The sequence below is a fragment of the Flavobacterium glucosi genome (genome assembly GCF_048286535.1).
Lineage (GTDB): Bacteria > Bacteroidota > Bacteroidia > Flavobacteriales > Flavobacteriaceae > Flavobacterium.
This window is the reverse complement of the sequence record NZ_JBLVPK010000006.1, coordinates 34,586-56,164: the sequence shown is the minus strand read 5'-3', so window position 1 is coordinate 56,164 and position 21,579 is coordinate 34,586. Positions and strand designations below refer to the sequence as shown.

General features: G+C 33.0%; 24 protein-coding genes. 18 read left to right on the top strand and 6 right to left on the bottom strand.

The genetic code is table 11. The features are described from left to right. The first annotated feature begins 85 nt into the window (after nt 1–85). From folP to ACNQGD_RS11980, 3 genes are all read left to right on the top strand, one after another. The gene (folP, locus tag ACNQGD_RS11990) at nt 86–910 is read left to right on the top strand and encodes a dihydropteroate synthase (RefSeq protein WP_417999438.1); all 825 of its coding nucleotides are present in this window, start codon (nt 86–88) and stop codon (nt 908–910) included. Between the two features lie 105 nt (nt 911–1,015). Then, on the top strand, nt 1,016–1,174 hold the full coding sequence (locus tag ACNQGD_RS11985; protein WP_417996176.1) for a hypothetical protein: 159 nt from the start codon (nt 1,016–1,018) through the stop codon (nt 1,172–1,174). A gap of 117 nt (nt 1,175–1,291) precedes the next feature. Next, nucleotides 1,292–1,534 carry a hypothetical protein gene (locus tag ACNQGD_RS11980; RefSeq protein WP_417999437.1) on the top strand — a complete coding sequence of 81 codons (243 nt, stop codon included), beginning with the start codon at nt 1,292–1,294 and terminating at the stop codon, nt 1,532–1,534. A gap of 32 nt (nt 1,535–1,566) precedes the next feature. Here ACNQGD_RS11980 and rlmH read toward each other — a convergent pair whose 3' ends face one another. The 3 genes from rlmH to ACNQGD_RS11965 all read right to left on the bottom strand — a co-directional run bounded on the left by rlmH (nt 1,567) and on the right by ACNQGD_RS11965 (nt 3,180). Further along, a complete protein-coding gene (gene rlmH / locus ACNQGD_RS11975) occupies nt 1,567–2,040 on the bottom strand; it encodes a 23S rRNA (pseudouridine(1915)-N(3))-methyltransferase RlmH (RefSeq protein WP_114753979.1) in 474 nt (157 codons plus the stop codon). Nucleotides 2,041–2,195: 155 nt separating this feature from the next. Continuing rightward, entirely contained in the window at nt 2,196–2,666 is a 471-nt protein-coding gene (locus ACNQGD_RS11970) for an SRPBCC family protein (protein ID WP_417999436.1), read from the bottom strand. Nucleotides 2,667–2,724: 58 nt separating this feature from the next. Next, complete coding sequence (locus ACNQGD_RS11965; RefSeq protein ID WP_417999435.1) at nt 2,725–3,180, bottom strand: hypothetical protein; 456 nt, start codon at nt 3,178–3,180, stop codon at nt 2,725–2,727. Nucleotides 3,181–3,431: 251 nt separating this feature from the next. Between ACNQGD_RS11965 and nadC the strand changes: the two genes are divergently transcribed. The 4 genes from nadC (at nt 3,432) to priA (ending at nt 8,296) form a co-directional block, all read left to right on the top strand. Next, nucleotides 3,432–4,289 (top strand): carboxylating nicotinate-nucleotide diphosphorylase, encoded by an 858-nt coding sequence (gene nadC, locus ACNQGD_RS11960; RefSeq protein WP_417999434.1) that lies wholly within the window; start codon nt 3,432–3,434, stop codon nt 4,287–4,289. Further along, complete coding sequence (locus tag ACNQGD_RS11955; RefSeq protein ID WP_282716237.1) at nt 4,286–5,194, top strand: YihY/virulence factor BrkB family protein; 909 nt, start codon at nt 4,286–4,288, stop codon at nt 5,192–5,194. The genes nadC and ACNQGD_RS11955 overlap by 4 nt, the downstream gene beginning before the upstream one ends. A gap of 154 nt (nt 5,195–5,348) precedes the next feature. Then, complete coding sequence (locus tag ACNQGD_RS11950) at nt 5,349–5,777, top strand: DUF2147 domain-containing protein (RefSeq protein ID WP_417999433.1); 429 nt, start codon at nt 5,349–5,351, stop codon at nt 5,775–5,777. Nucleotides 5,778–5,845: 68 nt separating this feature from the next. Further along, nucleotides 5,846–8,296 (top strand): replication restart helicase PriA, encoded by a 2,451-nt coding sequence (priA, locus tag ACNQGD_RS11945; protein ID WP_417999432.1) that lies wholly within the window; start codon nt 5,846–5,848, stop codon nt 8,294–8,296. A gap of 11 nt (nt 8,297–8,307) precedes the next feature. On the opposite strand, the gene ACNQGD_RS11940 is transcribed toward priA, so the two are convergent. After that, nucleotides 8,308–9,003: a LytR/AlgR family response regulator transcription factor gene (locus ACNQGD_RS11940; protein ID WP_417993836.1), complete on the bottom strand. Its 696-nt coding sequence runs from the start codon at nt 9,001–9,003 to the stop codon at nt 8,308–8,310. A gap of 167 nt (nt 9,004–9,170) precedes the next feature. On the opposite strand from ACNQGD_RS11940, the gene rpsF reads away from it, so the two are divergent. The 7 genes from rpsF to ACNQGD_RS11905 all read left to right on the top strand — a co-directional run bounded on the left by rpsF (nt 9,171) and on the right by ACNQGD_RS11905 (nt 17,010). Next, nucleotides 9,171–9,512: a 30S ribosomal protein S6 gene (gene rpsF, locus ACNQGD_RS11935; protein ID WP_035671622.1), complete on the top strand. Its 342-nt coding sequence runs from the start codon at nt 9,171–9,173 to the stop codon at nt 9,510–9,512. 5 nt (nt 9,513–9,517) lie between these two features. Next, nucleotides 9,518–9,814, top strand: coding sequence for a 30S ribosomal protein S18 (gene rpsR, locus ACNQGD_RS11930; RefSeq protein WP_007138295.1), 297 nt, complete (start codon nt 9,518–9,520; stop codon nt 9,812–9,814). Between the two features lie 65 nt (nt 9,815–9,879). Beyond that, the gene (rplI, locus tag ACNQGD_RS11925; RefSeq protein WP_417999431.1) at nt 9,880–10,320 is read left to right on the top strand and encodes a 50S ribosomal protein L9; all 441 of its coding nucleotides are present in this window, start codon (nt 9,880–9,882) and stop codon (nt 10,318–10,320) included. A 98-nt stretch (nt 10,321–10,418) separates the two neighbouring features. Next, nucleotides 10,419–13,583 carry a TonB-dependent receptor gene (locus ACNQGD_RS11920; RefSeq protein ID WP_417999430.1) on the top strand — a complete coding sequence of 1,055 codons (3,165 nt, stop codon included), beginning with the start codon at nt 10,419–10,421 and terminating at the stop codon, nt 13,581–13,583. Between the two features lie 145 nt (nt 13,584–13,728). Continuing rightward, on the top strand, nt 13,729–14,202 hold the full coding sequence (locus tag ACNQGD_RS11915; RefSeq protein ID WP_417999429.1) for a DUF6495 family protein: 474 nt from the start codon (nt 13,729–13,731) through the stop codon (nt 14,200–14,202). A gap of 75 nt (nt 14,203–14,277) precedes the next feature. After that, nucleotides 14,278–16,281: an NAD-dependent DNA ligase LigA gene (ligA, locus tag ACNQGD_RS11910; protein ID WP_417999428.1), complete on the top strand. Its 2,004-nt coding sequence runs from the start codon at nt 14,278–14,280 to the stop codon at nt 16,279–16,281. 12 nt (nt 16,282–16,293) lie between these two features. After that, the gene (locus tag ACNQGD_RS11905; protein ID WP_417999427.1) at nt 16,294–17,010 is read left to right on the top strand and encodes a hypothetical protein; all 717 of its coding nucleotides are present in this window, start codon (nt 16,294–16,296) and stop codon (nt 17,008–17,010) included. Here ACNQGD_RS11905 and ACNQGD_RS11900 read toward each other — a convergent pair. Next, nucleotides 17,000–17,911: a bifunctional metallophosphatase/5'-nucleotidase gene (locus tag ACNQGD_RS11900; RefSeq protein ID WP_417999426.1), complete on the bottom strand. Its 912-nt coding sequence runs from the start codon at nt 17,909–17,911 to the stop codon at nt 17,000–17,002. The genes ACNQGD_RS11905 and ACNQGD_RS11900 overlap by 11 nt on opposite strands. 175 nt (nt 17,912–18,086) lie before the next feature. Next, nucleotides 18,087–18,866 carry a 5'-nucleotidase C-terminal domain-containing protein gene (locus ACNQGD_RS11895; protein ID WP_417996164.1) on the bottom strand — a complete coding sequence of 260 codons (780 nt, stop codon included), beginning with the start codon at nt 18,864–18,866 and terminating at the stop codon, nt 18,087–18,089. Nucleotides 18,867–18,918: 52 nt separating this feature from the next. Here ACNQGD_RS11895 and ACNQGD_RS11890 point away from each other — a divergent pair, with 52 nt between their 5' ends. From ACNQGD_RS11890 to ACNQGD_RS11875, 4 genes are all read left to right on the top strand, one after another. Continuing rightward, nucleotides 18,919–19,431 carry a DUF6913 domain-containing protein gene (locus tag ACNQGD_RS11890; RefSeq protein WP_417993828.1) on the top strand — a complete coding sequence of 171 codons (513 nt, stop codon included), beginning with the start codon at nt 18,919–18,921 and terminating at the stop codon, nt 19,429–19,431. A 7-nt stretch (nt 19,432–19,438) separates the two neighbouring features. Next, a complete protein-coding gene (dapA, locus tag ACNQGD_RS11885) occupies nt 19,439–20,326 on the top strand; it encodes a 4-hydroxy-tetrahydrodipicolinate synthase (protein ID WP_417993827.1) in 888 nt (295 codons plus the stop codon). A gap of 128 nt (nt 20,327–20,454) precedes the next feature. After that, nucleotides 20,455–21,249, top strand: coding sequence for an outer membrane protein assembly factor BamD (locus ACNQGD_RS11880; protein WP_417999425.1), 795 nt, complete (start codon nt 20,455–20,457; stop codon nt 21,247–21,249). Between the two features lie 8 nt (nt 21,250–21,257). After that, nucleotides 21,258–21,575 carry a DNA-directed RNA polymerase subunit omega gene (locus ACNQGD_RS11875; protein WP_026709525.1) on the top strand — a complete coding sequence of 106 codons (318 nt, stop codon included), beginning with the start codon at nt 21,258–21,260 and terminating at the stop codon, nt 21,573–21,575. Nucleotides 21,576–21,579 lie beyond the last annotated feature (4 nt).

Below are 21,579 nucleotides of genomic sequence, written 5' to 3'. Positions count from 1 at the left end.
TGGTGTATATTTGTATTCAAATTTTTTCAAAAATAAGATAATTTTTTTGAATGTAGAATTTTGAAGTCTTTAAAACTATAAACGAATGACTATTAACTGCAAAGGAATACTTGTTGACTTATCAACTCCCAAAGTAATGGGGATTTTGAATGTGACACCCAACTCTTTTTTTGATGGTGGAAAGTATAAAAATGAAACCGAAATACTTTCGCAAGTCGAAAAAATGCTACTTGAAGGAGCCAATTTTATAGATATTGGCGCTTATTCCAGCAAACCTAATGCAGTATTTGTCTCGGAACAAGAAGAAATTTCAAGAATTGTCCCTGTAGTAGATTTGATTCTAAAACATTTTCCGGAGACAATCATCTCGATTGACACCTTTAGAAGTGAAGTGGCAAAAGCTTCAATAGAAAGCGGTGCAGCCATGATCAACGATATTGCAGCAGGAAATCTGGACGAAAAAATGCTGGAGATAATTGCAAAATACAATGTTCCTTATATTATGATGCACATGCGAGGAAATCCTCAAACGATGCAAACACTAACAGATTACGATGATATTGTAAAAGAAATGTTGTTTTATTTTTCGGAAAAAGTTGCCAAGGCTAGAAGTTTTGGAATCAATGATTTGATTATCGATCCGGGATTTGGCTTTGCCAAAACAATAGCTCAAAATTATGAAGTTTTTCAGAAAATGGAATTATTTAATATATTGGAACTGCCACTTCTTGTTGGGATTTCCAGAAAATCAATGATTTATAAAACGCTGAATACGACTATAGAAAATGCGTTAAACGGAACGACGGTTTTGAATACTTTGGCATTGACCAAAGGAGCAAAAATTCTTCGTGTTCACGATGTAAAAGCAGCTGTTGAATGTGTTGCATTATTCAATAAAATTGACTTATAAAGATAAAATATTTTACGCTGACTGTCCTTTTTGCTCTATTTTCTTGTGGAAACAAAGAAGCTGTTTTATTGCCAAAAGCCAATACAACAATTATCAAAAATATGGATGATCTTTCTCCAATTTATATTTTGTTTTAGAACAAAAGGGAAAGATACGCTCGCTGAAGCAAACAGGAAAAATAGTGTTATTTCTACCAATTGGATTCTAAATGTAGACAAACGCTTGCCGTTAGGAATCGTTATTCCGGAAATCATGAAGCTGTAGCAAAAATAGTACAAGGAAAAAGCAGACAAGAATGAAAAGGCACAGAATTATTATTCTTACGGCTATACGATTGGTAAAAATCTCGCCTTTATTCCTTTTGCCAATGTGTATTACAAATTGGAAAAACCAATTGGAAGCGTCATATTTTTCAATGAGAATAATGAGATTATAATTGAAAATCAAGTTTTCAAAAAGGAAAAGCTTCAAGATTTAATTAATAATGTTTTACTCAAAGAAGTTGCAATTACTTTTTTATTTAGGTTTGATAAAGATTTAAGCTTTGGAAGTTACATACAAAATAAAATTTTTATTGAAAGTTTAAAAGTAGAAATGAAAAGTACTCAAGAATTTATTTATTAAACTTCAAGCAAAGAAAACTTTAAACAGAATAATTATTGGTGATGATACGGTTCGTTTCTTAAAATTGTAAAGCCACGATACAATTGCTCGATAAAAAACAAACGCACCATTTGATGCGAAAAAGTCATTAAAGACAGCGATATTTTTCCTTGCGCTTTGGCATAAACGGTATCCGAAAATCCATAAGGACCACCAATTACGAAAACCAAAGTCTTCACTCCGGAGTTCATTTTTTTTTGTAATTCCTCTGAAAAGCCTACGCTGGAAAAGTTTTTTCCGTTTTCGTCCAATAAAATAAGTTGGTCTGTCGGTGTAATTTTCGCTAAAATTAATTCGCCTTCCTTCTCTTTTTGTTGACTTTCAGATAAGTTTTTTACGTTCTTGATATCAGGAATAATATCTAAATCGAACTTGATATAAAAAGACAATCGTTTGGTGTAATCGTCTATTAAAGATTGTAAGGCTTTGTTATCGGTTTTACCGATAGCAATCAATTTGATGTTCATTTTTGTTTCATTTCAGAGGCGCAAAGATAGAAAATTGACATTGTATTTGATTTAAGAAAAAGCCATTTAAAATTATTTTCAGAATCTTTGATGGATTTTTTTTCTTTAACTTATAGGAAATTAGCAGCAGTAATAGTTTTTTATACTAAATTAATTTACTCATTAAGCTCTTTTGGAAATCTGTCAAGAACTAAATTTAACTGAATATTGTGTTCCAAGTAGGCTTTTAAACCCACTAAAACTAATGCAAATCCTTCTGTTGAATCCCGTATTTGGGAGATAATTTTTTCTGTATCACCTTGAAATCCGGTATTAACGATGCTCACAAAAGTTCCAACTTCTCCTAAATTTTTAAATGTCCATTCCACCGTTGAAATTTCATCGTGGTTTCCCCATTCAATCACGATTTTTTTATTCAGTTCTACGGTTTTAGCGCTAACCATAATAGATTGGTTGTACATTTCCCAGGTCCATTCCGTTTCTTTTCCTTCTTCAATTTTTCCGGAGCTTTTAGTGAACCAAAATTTAGTTGTGATTTCTGGATTTATAAATGCCTGAAAAACAATTTCAATGGGTTTTCTAATCAGCATTTCAGCTTTTGCATAGTATTTGGTTTCCATAGCCATAATCTTAATTTTCAAACGGATTTTTACCTTTTATGAATGGCTAGTTACATAGTTCATATTATGATTTAGGCAATGGCGCACCCACAGCGATATCACAGCGGTGATTGGTTTGACCGTGTGGCGGATTCATTCCTTCGGGAGTTGGTGTCGTAGCAACTGTGGATGCCGGAACGGGTTGATTTTGTTGCTGAACTGCTGGATTGTTTGCAGTTGCGGCTGGCGGAGAATTCAATGGAGCGCCTACAGAAATATCACAACGGTGTGATGGCTGACCGTGCGCAGGATTCATTCCAGCTGCTACAGGACCGGAAGTTGCCGCTGCATTACTTGGATTTATAGCGTTTGTAGTTTGTTGCACCTGAGTTGCCGTCGAAGCTTCACTCTTCATTTGTTTACCAACTTCAGTAAAAGGAACTACATTTGTTGGAGTTGCGTTATTTTGTGGTTCAACTTCTTTTTTGCAAGAAGTCAATAGTATCGAGGATACAAAAAGAAGGCTTAAAAAAGATTTCATAATCAGCTTTTTAGTTACTAATTCAAATATAAGATTTTAAATAATACACAACAGTATAAAACAATTGATTTTATTGGATGAAAATATCAGATTAGGTGTTAAATTAATAGGACCAATATTCCTATCTTAATTAAAATGTAATACTCTGTTAAAACACGTTGATTTATCTCTTTTTTTCAAAGAACCAAGCGTACATGTTTTCAAATCCACAAAATAAATCTTACTTTAGCATTCCATAAATTTCCTATAAAATGATTAGCGACATACAGTTTAAAAACGAGTTAGACATACTGATACAAAATGCCATTCGGGAAGATGTTGGCCCTGGCGATTACAGTTCTTTGGCCTGTATTCCAGCTTCAGCAAACGGAAAAGCGAAGTTGCTTGTAAAAGAAGACGGAATTATTGCGGGTGTGGCTTTTGCCAAAATGATTTTTGAGTATGTAGATCCTAATTTGCAATTAGAAACGTTTATCGAGGATGGAACTCCGGTAAAAAAAGGAGCGGTTGTTTTTCATGTGTCGGGGAGTTCACAGTCTATTTTGAAGTCGGAGCGTGTAGTATTGAATTCAATGCAAAGAATGTCTGCTATTGCTACTAAAACCAAAGAATATGTTCGTTTATTAGAAGGAACTAATACTAAAATTCTTGATACGCGTAAAACGACACCAGGATTCCGAGCTTGTGAGAAATGGGCAGTAAAAATTGGCGGAGGCGAAAACCATCGTTTTGCTTTGTATGACATGATAATGCTGAAGGACAATCACAATGATTTCGCGGGCGGAATTACTTTGGCTATAGCCAAAACCAAAGCTTTCTTAAAGGAAAATAATTTGGATTTAAAAATCATTGTTGAAGCTAGAAACTTGGATGAAATCAAAGAGATACTGGAAAGTGAAGGCGTTTTTAGAATTTTAATAGATAATTTTAATTATGACGATACTAGAAAAGCGATAGCTTTGATAGGGGATAAATGTCAAACAGAATCTTCGGGAAATATCAACGAAAATACCATTCGTCATTATGCAGAATGTGGTGTAGATTATATTTCATCAGGAGCCTTGACGCATTCTATTTATAACATGGATTTGAGCTTAAAAGCGATATGAGTAAAGAAATAGAAGTAAAATTACAAAGAATTCCAATAGTACGGAATCTGGTTAATGTGCTAAAAAAAATCAAACTTCCTTGGTTGCAAGGATTGTCGTTATATGATTTATTGGAATTGTACGGGTTAGGAATTGTCGAAAGCGCTTTGACCTATCATGCCAGTGCGATTGCCTTTAGTTTCTTCATGGCTTTATTCCCTTTTGCGCTGTTCATCTTAAACCTTATTCCATACATTCCTATTGAAGGTTTTCAGGATGATTTTTTATTGTTTGTAAAGGAAGGAGTGCCACCCAATACGTATGATGCTATTTATAAAATCATCAATGATATTCTTAATAACAGCCATTCAGGATTAGTGTCTTATGGGTTTTTATTGTCAATTTTGTTGATGGCAAACGGGTTGAATGGAATCCTTGGAGGATTTGAATCTTCTCGACATGTTCTTATAAAAAGAGGATTTATCAGGCAATACATAGTTGCTTTGGGAATGTCTTTATTGTTATCTTTTTTATTGATCGTGACTGTAGCAACAATAGTAGTTTTTGAAGTTTTTATTCAAAAAACAATACTGAGTGATCAAATTGCGTTAATTGTTTTAGGAAGATATGCATTTGTGATTTTAATGATTTTAGGCATAACGTCTATACTTTTTAAGTTTGGCACAAAACACGACAAAAACAGAGCATTTATATCAATAGGTTCCGTATTTACGACCATATTGATTCTTTTGGATTCGTACGTATTTGGGATATGGGTGATAAAATTTTCTAAATACAATGAATTATATGGGTCGATAGGAACATTATTGATTTTGATGTTTTACATTTGGATTAATTGTATGATATTGCTGTTGGGTTTCGAATTGAATGCCACAGTAAATAAATTAAAAGCGAAAAAAATATAAATTATTAACACCAATATAGTTTCAAAATTTTTAGCTATTTCCTGTTATTGGTTATAAGTTAGTAGGCGAGGAACAAAGCAATCTTGCGTTTCAATTGCTTCGTTCCTAGGGACAATATAATTTATATGGCAATCAGGGCAAAAAAAGAACAACAATGAAAAAAAGCATAACCGTACTCACATTATTTATTTCAATAGTTTTCTATAGTCAAAATCATACCGTTATCGGGAAATGGAGGACTATTGATGATCAGTCCGGCAAAGCCAAAGCGATTGTAGAAATCTATGAGCGTTCTGGAAAAATTTATGGAAAAATTATCGATATATTTGATGCTGAAAAGAAAAAAAACTTATGTGTACATTGTCCCGGCGACGAAAAAAACAAACCGGTTTTGGGTCTTGTTGTTATTAAAGGCTTAACAAAAAATGGTAATGAATATAATTCAGGAAAAATTCTTGACCCAACATCAGGAAAATTATATAAATGCTTTTTGACTCTCGAGGGAAATGATAAATTAAAAGTGCGCGGATATATTGGTGTACCGTTATTTGGAAGAACCCAAACTTGGATTCGAGTAAAATAATTATAAATTGTGAGTTATGAGTTCAAAGAAAAGAATCAGCATAACTCAAAACTCATACTAAATTAAAAATGCATTTCGTCGAAGTAATTTTACCCCTTTCTCTAGCCAAAACTTTTACCTATAGCATCTCTGAAGCAGAGTACCATTACCTGAAAATTGGAATGCGTCTGGCGGTTCCTTTTGGTAAAAGTAAAATGTATACGGCAATAGTTATTGAAATTCATCAAAACAAACCCACTTTATACGAAGCTAAGGAGATTCATCAAATTCTAGATGAAAAGCCCATTGTAACTGAAATCCAAATTGCACACTGGCAATGGATTGCTTCTTATTATATGTGTGCCATTGGTGATGTGTACCGTGGTGCCATGCCAAGTGCTCTTTTGCTGGAAAGCGAAACTGTAATTTCTCAAAAAACGGATGTAGTTGTAGATACAAGACTGCTTTCGGATGATGAATTTTTAGTTTACGAAGCCTTGCAACAGCAAAGTTCTTTGAAAGTACAAGATATAATGGCTATTTTAAACAAAAAGAATATTTTCCCCGTTATTCAAAAATTGATAGATAAAAACATATTAGTACTTCAGGAAGAAATACAGGAAACCTACAAGCCTAAGTTAGTGCGTTATGTTCGTTTGCATCCTAAATATGAATCAAACGAAGGGTTGAGTGAATTACTAGAAACATTAAAAAGCGCTAACAAGCAAAAAGAAATTGTCTTGAATTATTTTCAATTGAGTGCTACAGAGAAGAAGCCCATTACTGTAAAAAAACTTGTTGAGGTGGCTAATTCTTCTTCGGCAATTGTTAAAGTATTAATAGAAAAAGAAATATTCGAAGATTATTTTCTTCAGGAAGACCGCGTAAAGTTCTCAGGAAAAATCCGTGCCGATCAATTGCAGTTGAGTTTAGCCCAACAAAAAGCTTTTGAGGAAATCAAAGAGAGTTTTACTCAAAAAGACGTGTGTTTGTTGCATGGTGTCACTTCGAGCGGAAAAACAGAAATCTATATCAAACTCATTGAAGAATATCTGGAAACTGGAAAACAAATCTTGTACTTATTGCCAGAAATAGCTTTGACGACTCAATTAGTTGGTAGGCTGCGAACATATTTTGGCAATAAAGTAGCTGTTTTTCATTCGAAATATAATAATAACGAACGCATCGAAGTTTGGAATCAAGTTTTGGTGAATTCAGAAAAGGCGCAAGTGGTAATAGGAGCGAGATCATCTTTATTTTTACCATTTTATAATCTGGGATTCATAATTGTAGATGAAGAACATGAACAGACATTTAAGCAAGTAGATCCAGCACCGCGTTATCATGCTCGAGATGCGGCTATAGTTTTGGCTCATTCGCATAAAGCAAAAGTACTTTTGGGTTCGGCTACGCCAAGTATTGAAACGTATTTCAATGCCAAATCAGATAAATTTGGGCTGGTCGAAATTTCGGAACGATTTGGAAATGTCATGATGCCGAATATTGAATTGGTGGATTTAAAAGTCAAATACTTTCGAAAAAAAATGACCGGACATTTTAGTGATGTTTTGATTGCCGAAATTAATCTCGCTTTGTCACTGGGAGAACAAGTTATTTTATTTCAAAACAGACGCGGATATTCTCCCATAATAGAATGCATCACTTGCGGTCACGTACCACAATGTCAGCAGTGTGATGTAAGCTTAACTTATCATAAACATAAAAACCAGTTACGCTGTCATTATTGTGGATATACAACTGCGAAACCTACACATTGTCATTCTTGTTCGAGTGTTGATTTGACTACTAAAGGCTTTGGAACCGAACAAATAGAACAAGAATTAGTGTCTATTTTTCCAAATTCTAAAATTGGAAGAATGGATCAGGATACTACCAGAGGAAAATTTGGATTCGAAAAAATCATCGATAGTTTTAAGAATAGAGAAATGGATATTTTAGTTGGAACCCAAATGCTGGCCAAGGGATTGGATTTTGATAACGTGAGTTTAGTGGGAATCATGAATGCGGACAATATGTTGTATCATCCTGATTTTAGGGCTTTCGAAAGAAGTTTCCAAATGATGACACAAGTTGCAGGAAGAGCAGGACGTTCTGAAAAACAAGGAAAAGTAGTTATTCAGACCTATAATCCCAATCATAATACAATACAGCAAGTTACTAATAATGATTATTTGGGCATGTACAAAGAACAGCTGTATGACCGTCAAATCTATAAATACCCGCCATATTTCAGGATTATAAAACTTACTTTGAAACAGCGTGATTTTGATAAATTAAAAGAAGGTTCAATGTGGTTGTATCAAGTAATAAGCCAGAACCTGAATATGCCGGTGCTGGGACCTGAAGAGCCTGCTATCAGTAGAATTAGGAATGAATACATTCGTACAATTGTAATAAAAATCCCTCAGAATACATCAATTGTAAATACAAAAAAAACTATCCAGAAAATGTTGAATAGTTTTGAAGCTGTAGCTCAATACAGAGCTATAAAAGTTACGGCGAACGTCGATTTTTACTAAAATTCAGTTGCCTATGAAAAAGCAAGTGCTTTGACTAAATCTTCTTTTTTGTGTCGGCTTAAAGGAATTTTTGTAACCCCAATTTCAGCAAACTTACTGTTGAAACGTTCTACTTTATCAATGTTAATAATGTAGGATTTGTGCACACGTACAAATTTTTCTTTCGATAAGTCATTTTCAAAAGATTTCATGGTCGAAAGTACCAGATTGCTGTCCTCTTCAGTAACGACTCTAACATAATCACCAAAAGCTTCAATCCATTTTATTTTAGAAGTGAAAATTTTCAATTTTTTCAAATTACTTTTAATGAAAATATGTTCTCCTTCTTCTTCTTTGTTTTCTTTTTTAAGTAGATGTAAATCAATAGCTCTTTTCACCGAAGCGTTGAATCTGTCGATTGCAATTGGTTTTTGAAGGTAGTCCGTAGCATCATAATCAAACGCTTTCATAGCATACTCAGCTTTTGAGGTTACGAAAATAATTTGAGGTTTTACTTTTAAACCATCCAAAAAATCAAAGCCACTAATCACGGGCATTTCGATATCCAAAAAGATAAGATCCACATTGTGTATGGACATACAACTTCTAGCTTCGATTGCATTAGAAAAATCACCGATTAAATGTAAATTTTGATGATTATTAACTAACTTTGCGATAATCATTCTTTGAATAGAACTATCATCTACTACAACACAGTTTAGTTTCATAATTTTAATTTTTTTAGATTTGGCATAGTAAATATATTATTTTTTTTATTAAAAAAAAACTAATTGACCCGATTTTTTTGTCATACGTCGAATAAAATAAAATAAGACTTGTTTAATCATATTAATTGATTACTTTTGCACCCAAAATAACAAATAAATATATATTTATGAATCATTATGAAACTGTTTTCATTTTAAATCCCGTTTTATCTGAAGTTCAGGTAAAGGAAACAGTAAGCAAATTTGAAGATTTTCTTACTAGTAGAGGAGCAGAAATGGTGTCGAAAGAAGACTGGGGCCTTAAAAAAATGGCTTACGAAATTCAAAACAAAAAAAGTGGTTTTTACCATTTATTCGAATTCAAAGTAGCTGGAGAAGTTCTTATTGCTTTTGAAACTGAATTTAGACGTGACGAAAGAGTAATGCGTTTCTTGACTGTAAGTCTTGATAAACACGCTATTTCTTGGGCTGAAAGAAGAAGAACTAAATTAAAATCTACAAAAGCGTAATTATTATGGCAACATTACAACAATCGGCTTCAGGAAAAAAAGACGGAGATATCAGATATCTTACGCCTTTGAACATAGAAACAAACAAAACTAAAAAGTATTGTCGTTTCAAAAAATCAGGTATCAAATATATTGACTATAAAGATGCTGATTTCTTATTGAAATTCGTTAATGAGCAAGGGAAAATTCTTCCTCGTCGTTTAACAGGAACTTCATTGAAATACCAAAGAAAAGTGTCAGTAGCTGTGAAAAGAGCGCGTCACTTGGCATTAATGCCATATGTGGCTGATTTACTAAAATAATAAATTAACTCAGTTGTTGGTTTTCTGAAACATGAAACCTAACTTCTATAACAAAGGACAACAACATGGAACTTATATTAAGACAAGACGTTCAAAATTTAGGCTTTAAAGATGATATTGTATCGGTTAAAAATGGTTACGGTCGTAACTTTTTGATCCCACAAGGTCATGCACATTTAGCTACTTCTTCTGCAAAGAAAGTGTTAGCTGAAAACCTAAAACAAAGAGCACACAAAGAAGCTAAAGTTGTAGCAGATGCAAAAGCATTAGCTGAAGCTTTAAAAGCTATCGAAATTAAAATCTTTGCAAAAGCAGGTGGTGAGAAATTATTTGGTTCAATCACGAATATTGATATCGCTGAAGCTTTAGCTAAAGGTGGACAACAAATTGATAGAAAATTCATCACAAGCGGAATTGTTAAACGTACTGGTAAATATACTGCTAGTGTTCGTTTGCATAGAGATGTTATCGTTGAATTAGATTATGAAATTGTTTCTGAAAAATAATATTTTGTTAATATTTTGTTAATAAAATATAAAAATCACTCTTCGGAGTGATTTTTTTTTGCTTAATTTTGACCCACAAATAACCCATATTCACACAAATGAAAAAAATCATTACATTATTACTAATCTTTAGTAGTTTTTACTCAGTCATTGGGCAAACGACTACGTCTAGTATTAAAGGAATTGTAAAAAGTTCTAATAATGAGACGCTTCCAGGAGCTACTGTACAGGCAATTCACACTCCAACTGGTTCTAAGTATTCGGCATTATCCAATGCTGACGGAAGGTTCAGTATGTTAAATATGAGAATTGGTGGTCCTTACAAAATTGTTGTAACTTTTGTAGGCTATCAAAGTGAAGCATTCAATGATGTTTACCTAGATTTAGGTAAAGTATTCAGTTTAGATGTTCTTTTAAAAGATGAAAGCCAGAAATTAGAAGAAGTAAAAGTTACTGGTGCTAAAAATAAAGTTTTTTCCAGCGGACGAACTGGTGCTGAAACTACGATTGGTCGAAGAGAATTATCAGCTTTGCCATCTATTTCAAGATCAGCTGATGATTTTACCCGTTTAGAACCAACTGCAAGTGGAGGTTCTTTTGGAGGAAGAAATGATCAATACAACAGTTACTCACTTAATGGAGCGGTTTTCAACAATCCCTTCGGATTGGATGCTGCAACTCCGGGTGGACAAACTGGCTCTCAGCCTATTTCACTAGATGCAATCGAGCAAATTCAAGTAGCCACTGCTCCTTATGATGTAACTTTGTCAGGTTTTACAGGGGCTTCTGTAAATGCAGTAACTAAGTCAGGGTCAAACGAATTCCATGGAACTGCTTATAGTTTTTATAGAAATCAGGATATGACTGGTAATAAAATTAAAGGAGAAAAAATATTTGTACCCTCATTAGAGCAAAAACAAACCGGTTTTAGTCTTGGTGGTCCAATTGTTAAAAACAAATTGTTTTTCTTTACCAATTTTGAAATTGATAAAAGAAGCGATTCAGGATCAAATTTTGTTGCTAATGATGGAAATGGAACAACTGGAGTGAATGAATCCAGAGTACTAGCAACTGATTTAATGCATGTTTCTACTGAGTTAGGTAAGCTAGGGTATAATACTGGAGCTTATCAAGGATTTACACACAATTCTAATTCAAGTAAAGGAATTGTAAAGTTGGATTGGAATATTAATGACAATCATAAACTAGCTGTTATTTATAATTTTTTAGATGCTTCGAAAGATAAGCCTGCACATCCTACCGCTATTATTCGTAGAGGAATTGATGCAAATACGTTACAATTTGAAAATTCAGGGTACCAAATTAACAACCAAATTAGCTCTTTTTTAGTAGAATTAAATTCTAAATTTAGTGAGACGGTTTCTAATAAATTACAAGCTGGTTATACTCATTTTAATGATTTTAGAAATCCTTTTTCTGCTCCTGCGCCTGTAATTACAATTACTAAAGATGGTTCTCCTTACATTATTGCGGGTCATGAGCCTTTCTCTATCAATAATAAATTAGATCAAAAAGTAATTCAAATTACTGATAATTTGAATATTGTCAGAGGAAACCATACCTATACACTAGGTTTCTCATTCGAAAAGTTCATTTTCAAAAATTCATTTAACCTAAAAGGATATGGTTTTGATGTTTTTGGAAGTACAAATATGGCTGGTTTTGATGCGAATATTGCAAATGGGTATTACAGCACTGCAATAAAAAACGCACAAACAACTTTCGATACAAAAAATGCATTGAAAGATGGTGTTGATGGGGGTTGGAATTTAGCCGAAACGACAGTAGGACAATTAGCTTTTTACGTTCAGGATGAATGGAATATCAGTGATAATTTTAAATTAATTTATGGATTAAGAGCTGATAAACCGTTGTATTTCAATACATCTGAATTGGCTCAAAAATTTATTGACACAGATAACTCAGAAGGATATTTGCCAAATATTGATTATTATAATCCAGCTGATGGTAGTGTAAAGAATTTTGATTCAACTAAATTACCCAATAATAATTTACTTTGGTCGCCAAGAGTTGGTTTCAATTGGGATATTAATGGAGATAAAAAACAACAGTTACGTGGAGGTACTGGAATTTTCACCGGTAAGCTTCCTTTTGTATGGATTGGAAATCAAGTAGGCGGTATAGATCCATTTTTCTATCAAGTAGTAGACGAAGATTTTAAATTTCCACAGGTTTGGAGAACGAGTTTAGGATTTGATCATAAATTCGAAAATGATTATATTGTAACGATAGACATGTCTTATAATAAAGATTTAAATGGGGTTCATATACAAAATTGGGGGTTAAAAAGACCAACAAGTCAATTGACAGGAGCTGATAATAGAGCAATATACGGTAATGCGGATTATGGTACTTGGACAGATTATGGTTTTCCAGCGCGAACTAATGGATATGTATTGACTAATACCAATAAAGGAAGTGCATTCAACTCTTCTATTAAAGTACAAAAGACTTTTGATAATGGATTGTTTGCAAGTTTAGCCTACAACTATTTGAAGTCACAGGATGTTAATTCTATTGAAGCAGAAATTACGGGTGATGCTTTTGCTTTTAATCCGGCTTTAGGGAACGTGAATGATGCCGTTTTATCTGATTCCAAGTATGGCGATACGCACCGTTTTATAGGGGTAGCTTCAAAAAAATGGAAGTATGGTACTAAAGACAAATGGGCTACTACTGTATCAACTTTCTTTGAATACGCTCAAGGAGGCCGTTTTAATTATACGTATGGTGGAGATATTAACAATGATGGGGCAAGTGGAAATGATTTAATTTATATACCAACTTCAGCCGAAATTAGTACTATGATATTTACAGGTGGAGTTAGTCAAGGTGCAGCATTTGATGCCTTTATCAAGCAAGACAACTATTTGAGTGATAGAAGAGGTCAGTACGCAGCACGTTATGGTGCGCTATCTCCATGGAGAGGAAAATGGGATTTTAAAATAATGCAAGATTATAATTTTAAAATTTCTTCAGCTTCTAATAAAACGAATACAATCCAATTCAGTATTGATGTGTTGAACTTAGGTAATTTGATTAATTCGGATTGGGGATTGGTTCAAGTACCAACAAGTGTACAGCCAATTGGAGTATCTGTTGATCAAACTACAAAAATACCAACCTATACTTTTAACGGTACTCAAACCAAAACCTTCAACTATGATGCAAGTTTGTTATCAAGATGGCAGGCGCAGTTTGGAATTAGATATATTTTCTAAAAACAGCTAAAAATATATTAAATTTGCCCTCTCGTTTGAGAGGGCTTTTTTTTTTAATCTGAACTTGTTTTAGATTCTTTAATTTAAATATAATGTAAAGCGCATCTTAAAATAAATATAAGATGCCGAAATAAATTCAGCATACATGAAATACTCAAGATTAACAAAAGAACAATTTGAGGAATTAAATTCCGAATTCAGTACTTTTTTAGCTACTCAAGCGATTGATAAAGCCGAGTGGGATAAAATAAAAGCTTCAACACCAGAAGTTGCAGAACAGGAATTAGACGTTTTTTCTGATTTAATTTGGGAAGGTGTTCTTTCGAAAGCAACGTATTTAGAACATTTTTCTAAAAATCATATTTTCCTTTTTCATTGTTTTGATACCCATGTTCAATCGATTGTTTTGAAATCATTAGTTCTTGAAGTTGATTTTTTGACCAAAGAGGGATTGCAATGGCTTAGCGATAACATGTTTACGGATAATATTGAAATGAAAGTTGGAAAAAAAGAATTTACAGAGGAGCGTAATACTTCTATTTTTGAATTAATACAGCAAGGTTCGTTTTTGAGCGATGGTCTTTTATACCAGCAAATAAATACAATTATTGAGTCATAATTGCATTGTTATTTATTTTTAATTGGCTATTTTAGTATACTTTTTTAAAACTAAAATAGCCAATTTTTATTTTCTATGGATATTCAAAATACGATTCAAAAATTAAGGGAAGAATTAAATCTACACAACCATAATTATTATGTGTTAGATGAAGCTACAATTTCCGACTTTGAATTTGATTTAAAATTAAAACAACTTCAGGATTTAGAAAATAAATACTCGGAGTACTTTGACGAAAATTCGCCATCCCAACGAGTAGGCGGTACAATTACCAAAAACTTCCAAACCGTTCCGCATGAACACCGCATGTATTCTCTTGATAATTCCTATTCTAAGGAAGAATTAATGGATTGGGAAAAGCGTGTTCAAAAAGTTTTAGGAGACGTTCCATTAGAATATACTTGCGAACTAAAATATGACGGTGCATCAATCAGCATAACCTATGAAAACGGAAAGTTAAAACGGGCAGTAACGCGTGGAGATGGTTTTCAAGGAGACGATGTGACTAATAATATCAAAACTATAAAATCCATTCCGTTAAAATTAAAAGGGAATTTCCCTGATAAATTTGATGTGCGTGGTGAGATTATTTTGCCTTTTGCCGGTTTCGAAAAAATGAATCAGGAATTAATCGAAATTGGAGAGTTACCATATTCAAATCCTAGAAATACGGCTTCAGGAAGTTTGAAATTACAGGATAGTGCTGAAGTTGCAAAAAGACCTTTGGATTGCCTGTTGTATTTTTTGATTGGAAACAATCTTCCTTTCAAATCGCAATTCGAAGGATTGGAAACGGCTAGAAATTGGGGTTTCAAAGTGCCCAAAGAAGCAAAATCCGCCAGTAATTTAACTGAGGTTTTCGAGTTTATAGATTATTGGGACACTCATAGGCATAGCCTTCCGTATGAAACGGATGGTGTTGTGGTAAAAGTAAATTCTTTTCACTATCAGGATGAATTGGGTTTTACTGCAAAATCGCCTCGTTGGGCAATTGCTTATAAATTCAAATCAGAACAAGTTTTTACACGATTAAATTCAATTTCGTATCAAGTTGGACGAACGGGTTCTATAACTCCCGTAGCTAATCTTGAACCCGTGCAATTGGCAGGAACTGTTGTAAAACGTGCTTCGTTGCATAATGCGGATCAAATGGAGAAATTGGATATTCGTGTTGGAGATACTGTTTTTGTAGAAAAAGGAGGAGAAATCATCCCTAAGATTATTGCGGTTGATTTTAATAAGCGCCCAGAAAAATCAGAACCTACAAAATACATCACACATTGTCCGGAATGCAATACAGAATTGGTTAGATCCGAAGGCGAAGCCAATCATTATTGTCCGAATTTTTATGGTTGTCCACCACAGATTATAGGAAGGATTCAGCATTATATTTCTCGAAAAGCAATGGATATTGAAGGTTTAGGAGGAGAAACAGTGGCGCTGCTTTTCAATAATGGATTGGTACACAATTATGCCGATTTATATGAATTGACGGTTGAACAAATTCTTCCTTTGGAACGAATGGCTCAAAAATCTGCTGAAAATTTAGTAAAAGGGGTAGAAAACTCTAAAAATATTCCGTTTGAACGCGTTTTGTTTGCTCTTGGAATCCGATTCGTTGGTGAAACGGTAGCTAAGAAATTAGCGAAACATTATAAAAATATTGATGCATTGCGTCAGGCTACTTTGATGGATTTAGTTTTAGTGGACGAAATTGGAGAACGAATTGCACAGAGCGTGATTGACTTTTTCGAAAATCAAGAAAATAGAATTATCATTGAAAGATTAAAAAAACATGGTGTACAATTTGAAATTGTTGAAAAAATAAATCCAAACGCCACGGATAAACTTTCTGGAAAGACTTTTGTAGTTTCAGGTGTTTTTGAGAAGTTTTCCAGAGACGATTTGAAAAAGGCAATCGAAGATAACGGAGGAAAAGTGGGAAATTCTATTTCAGCAAAGACAGATTATGTTGTTGCAGGAGATAATATGGGACCCGCTAAGCTGGATAAAGCAACAAAGCTAAAGATACCAGTAATCACCGAGGATGATTTTATGAATCTAATTAATGTCAATTAAAAAGAGATTTTGATGCTAACTAAAAAAAAATTTTTTTTACTTGAAAAGGGAATCAGTCTGTTATTGTTTTCTTTTGTCATCCTGGAAGTTATTGCCGAGTTATTTTCCTTTAAAGTAATTCTGTTTGCTTTCAAGCCATTTGTAACAGTTTTGATAATGTATCTTTATTGGATTACTTCCAAAGAAAGAAGTTTACTGTTTTTTATAACGATGTTCTTCATATTAGTGACCAGTTTTTTTATTTTATCAGATTCGAAAACGGCTCTAATGATTGGATTAATTACTTTTCTGGTGCATCGATTGGTACTCATTTTTTTTATAATAAAATTGAGTAAGCTTAAGGATTTTGTGCCAATATTAATTGGATTTATACCTTTCATTTTTATTTTCTCATACATGCTGACTCTTTCAGATGAAATGACAGCAATTAGTTACTATTCTCTTGTTGTTCAAAATGTTTTAGTAGCTGTCCTTGGAGCGATAGTATTGTCAGACTATTTTATGAACCAAAATGAATATACACCGTGGTTGTGGATATTCGGGTTGTTATCAGTGGCACTCTATTTTGCAGTTTTTGTTGAGAAATGCTTTTTGTCTAATCTGCCACCAACATATTTTAGGCCACTGGCAATGATTTTGTACGTTACAAGTTATTATTCCTTTTATAGATTTGTAATTGATATAGAAATAATAAATGCCAAAAAAGAATCGATCATCGTTATACAATAATCGATTTTCCTTCAAATGCTTTAGCTTTATCGTTATCCAGATAAAAATCAATTCTACCTAGATTTATACCGTAACAACCCACTTGATTTACGAGAACCTCTTTACCGGCAAGGTTTTTTACAACAGTAGGTTTCTCTAGAAAAGTGTGTGTATGTCCACCAATGATTAAGTCAATGTCTTGTGTTAGTTCCGCTAATTTCAAATCGCATATTTTAGTAGGTTCATCTTTGTATTTGTAACCCAAATGCGACAAACAAATCACTAAATCACATTTTTGTTCGTTCTTTAAAATCCGAACCATATCTTGAGCCGTTTCAACTGGATTGTTGTAAACGGTTTCTTTGTACATTCCTTTATCAACTAATCCCGCTAGCTCTATTCCAAGTCCAAAAACCCCTACTTTAATGCCATTCTTGTTGAATGTTTTATACGGTTTTACAAAACCATCCATAACGGTGTTTTTAAAATCGTAGTTGGCTGATATAAACTCAAATTTAGCATGCGGCATTTGAGCATGCAAGCCTTCAACACCGTTATCAAAATCATGATTTCCTATTGTGGAAGCATCATATTGCATCATGCTCATCAATTTAAATTCCAGTTCACCGCCGTAATAGTTAAAATAAGGCGTTCCTTGAAAAATATCGCCAGCATCCAGCAATAATACATTTGGATTTTCTTTTCGAATCGTTTCAATCAAAGCGGCTCTTCTCGCCACACCACCCATGTTTGCATTTCTGGGATGATCCGCAGGAAAAGGATCTATGTAACTGTGTACATCATTTGTATGTAAAATAGTAAGGTGTCTTTTTTGTGAAGATTCAAAGCTGCTTAATGATAAACCTAAACTTAGTAAAGCTGAACTCGCAGCTGTTTTTTCTATAAATTCTCTTCTTTTCATTTTTATTTATTTTAATCCCATTGTCATTGCCAGGAACGAAGCAATCAGGAGCTATTTCCCGCTTTTCGTTGCAATATTTTTTATCGTGAAAAACGATAAAAAATGATTTTCACTTCAATCGGGGCTAGGGCTTTGTATTTTATAAAACTATTTTGTTATCTAAATTCAGAATTACTTATTCAACCGTAATTCTAACATCATTTATCACGGGAATTGTATCTACTGCTTTGAAATAATCAATAAGAATATTTCGTAGTTTATACTCTAAATCAAATTTCTGAACCCCTTTTTTAAAGAAATTCATATTGTCTCCACCATTAGACAAATAATCATTGGTTCCAACATAATAAATAGTCTCTTTTTGAACAGGTTTCCCTTGTACTAATATGTTTTTTGGAAGATTGTTTTTGTCAATGGTAAAGGTTATTCCAGCCAGTGGATGTGGTTTTTTTTCGGCGATAAAATAATCGACCATTTCAAGAATTTGTTCTCCTTTTAAAGCAATCACAACCAAACTATTTTCAAAAGGCATGATTTCAAAAGCGGTTCTTGCTGTTACATTTCCTTTTGGAAGTATTGAACGAATTCCTCCGCTATTGAGCAAACATATATCTATGTTCTTTTTTTCTCGGGCTTGAAATACAGTATTTCCTCTCATTAAAGTAACATCAGCCATCAAATTACCAATGGTGGTTTGCCATTTACCGGTGCTTTTGTCTAATGTTTCCGGACAATACGTTAGAATACTGTCTAAATCTTTATTGATGTGTTCTCTGTAAGGTTTGATAAAATTTTCAATTTGAGGGACTTGAATTTCCTTTTCGGTGATTGGAATTCGTTTGCCTTCTATCTTAGTAACGTAATAATTTTGTTTGCTGCAGGAAACAACAAACAAAAATGTTAAGAATATAACAAAAAGTTTAGAAACATCGTTATACTTTTTTAGATTTACCATTTTAAATGCGACTTAATTAATTAATTTTGTAATCAAGTAAAAGTAATATGTTTTGAATTATATAAAAGATTTTTTTGTAAAAAAAACTTTAAAAAAAAGCTTTCAAAATTTAAAAAATATTGAGTCAGTCAATGTTGTAAAAACAATTGGTTTACTTGTTGATGCCACACGTTTTGCCGAAACGGAGTTATTGATTACAGCGTTAATAACAAACGGAATCGCACCAGAAAATATAGCAACAATTGTTCAAAGAGATAAATTTAAGAAAACAGCAGAGAAAACATTTCCTGTATTCAATTCAGGACATTTAAAATGGAATGGAGAAATTTCTTCTCCAGAAGTAAATGATTTTATCAATGAAAAATTTGATTTGTTAATCAGCTATTACGACATAGAAAAAGCAATTTTATTAAAAATCACTCATAATTCTAAAGCGCAATTTAAAGTTGGGTTTTCATCAATAGACAAAAGATTAAATCATTTTATAATTAAAACAGATGTCGATAATTATACGCTTTTTGTAAGTGAGCTATTCAAATATTTAAAATTATTAAACAAAATATAAATCTAATATGCAATCATTAATAGGTACTGGTGTTGCTCTTGTAACCCCTTTTAAAGAAGATTTTTCAATTGACACCGAAGCATTAAAAAGAATTGTGAATTTTTCAATTGACGGAGGAATTGAATATCTTGTAGTTTTGGGTACAACTGCAGAAAATGCAACATTGTCTCCAGATGAAAAAGAATTAGTTATTAGTACCGTAATCGAAGCTAATAATGGTGCTTTGCCACTAGTACTTGGAGTAGGAGGAAACAATACTTTAAAAGTAGTAGAAGAATTGAGAACAAGAGATTTGTCTGCATTTGCAGCAATATTATCGGTTTCGCCCTATTATAATAAACCGACACAAGAAGGTATTTACCAACATTTTAAAGCTGTCGCCGAAGCATCACCAATTCCAGTAATTGTATACAATGTTCCGGGAAGGACAGCAAGTAATATGTTGCCTTCAACGGTTATGCGTTTGGCTAATGATTTTGAAAACATCGTAGCCATTAAAGAAGCTGCCGGAGATATTGTTCAAGCGATGCAATTGCTAAAAAACAAGCCAAAAGATTTTTTGGTGATTTCAGGGGATGATATGATCGCTTTACCAATGGTTTTGGCAGGTGGATCAGGCGTTATATCTGTAATTGGGCAAGGTTTTCCTAAAGAATTTTCTGAAATGATTCGATTGGGATTGAATCGAAAAGTGGATGAAGCATTCAAATCACACTACCTTTTAGCAGATTGTATTGATATGATTTTTGAGCAAGGAAATCCAGCAGGAATCAAACAAGTGTTTCTATCACTGGGAATTTCAGAAAACACAGTCCGTTTACCACTGGTAAAAGTAGATGATTCGCTAGCAGGAAGAATTGATCAATTTGTCAAAAAAGTCACTAAACAAGGATAAAAAAAGAGTCTTTTTATAAACAAAAAATATATTTTGAAGTCGCTAAATTAATAACTAAATTTGCCACCGAAACTTCGGTATGATTTTATGGGTTGTTTCAGCCAATAAATCATAAAAAAAGTAAAAAAATGAAAAAAATAATATCTCTATTGCTTCTTATTGCTTTATTCAGTTCTTGTAATGAATACCAAAAAGCTTTAAAAACCGAAGATGTCGCTGTTAAATTTGAAATGGCAACTAAATTATACGACGCAGGGAAATATTCTAAAGCGATTCGTATTTTTGAACAAATTGCTCCAGCGTACAGAGGGAAACCTCAAGCTGAAAAATTGTTTTATATGTTTGCTCAATCCTATTACAAAACCAAACAATTTTATTTGGCAGGATATCAATTTGAGAGTTTTGTTTCAGGATATCCAAAAAGTGAAAAACTGGAAGAAGCAGCTTATTTGGGAGCAAAAAGTTACTCGATGTTATCACCTGCTTACAGTTTAGACCAAACGGATACTACTAAAGCATTAGATAAATTGCAATCATTTATTGATAATAATCCCAATTCGGAGTACTTAGCAGAAGCGAATGCAGCTGTAAAAGTATTGAGCGAGAAAATAGAGAAAAAGGTTTTTGAGAATGCTAAAGGATACAATACGATTTCTGATTATAAATCAGCGATTGTTGCTTTAGATAATTTTGTAGCAGATTATCCGGGAACTCCATTCAAAGAAGATGCCTTATATTACAAGTTAGATTCAGCCTATCAATTGGCCATTAATAGTATTTCGTCAAAAATGGAAGATAGATTAAATGTGGCAAAAGTGGCACAATTAAACTTGATTAAATTTAAAGCGGATACAAAATACAAGCAAGAAGCAAACGAAATGTTAGCTCGAATAGATAAAGATTTACAAAAATTTACTAAATAAATAAAGTCATGGATTTAAAAAAGACGAATGCTCCAGTAAATACAATAACATACAACAAAACTGTTATTGAAGAACCTACTGGTAATGTGTATGAAGCGATAACCATTATGGCTAAAAGAGCAAATCAAATCAATTCTGAAATCAAAAAAGAATTGACTGAGAAATTAGAAGAATTTGCTACATATAATGACAGTCTTGAAGAAGTTTTTGAAAACAAAGAGCAAATTGAGGTTTCAAAATTTTATGAAAAACTACCTAAGCCACACGCTTTAGCAGTTCAAGAATGGTTAGATGGTAAAATTTACCACAGAGATTCAAATAAATAATAGG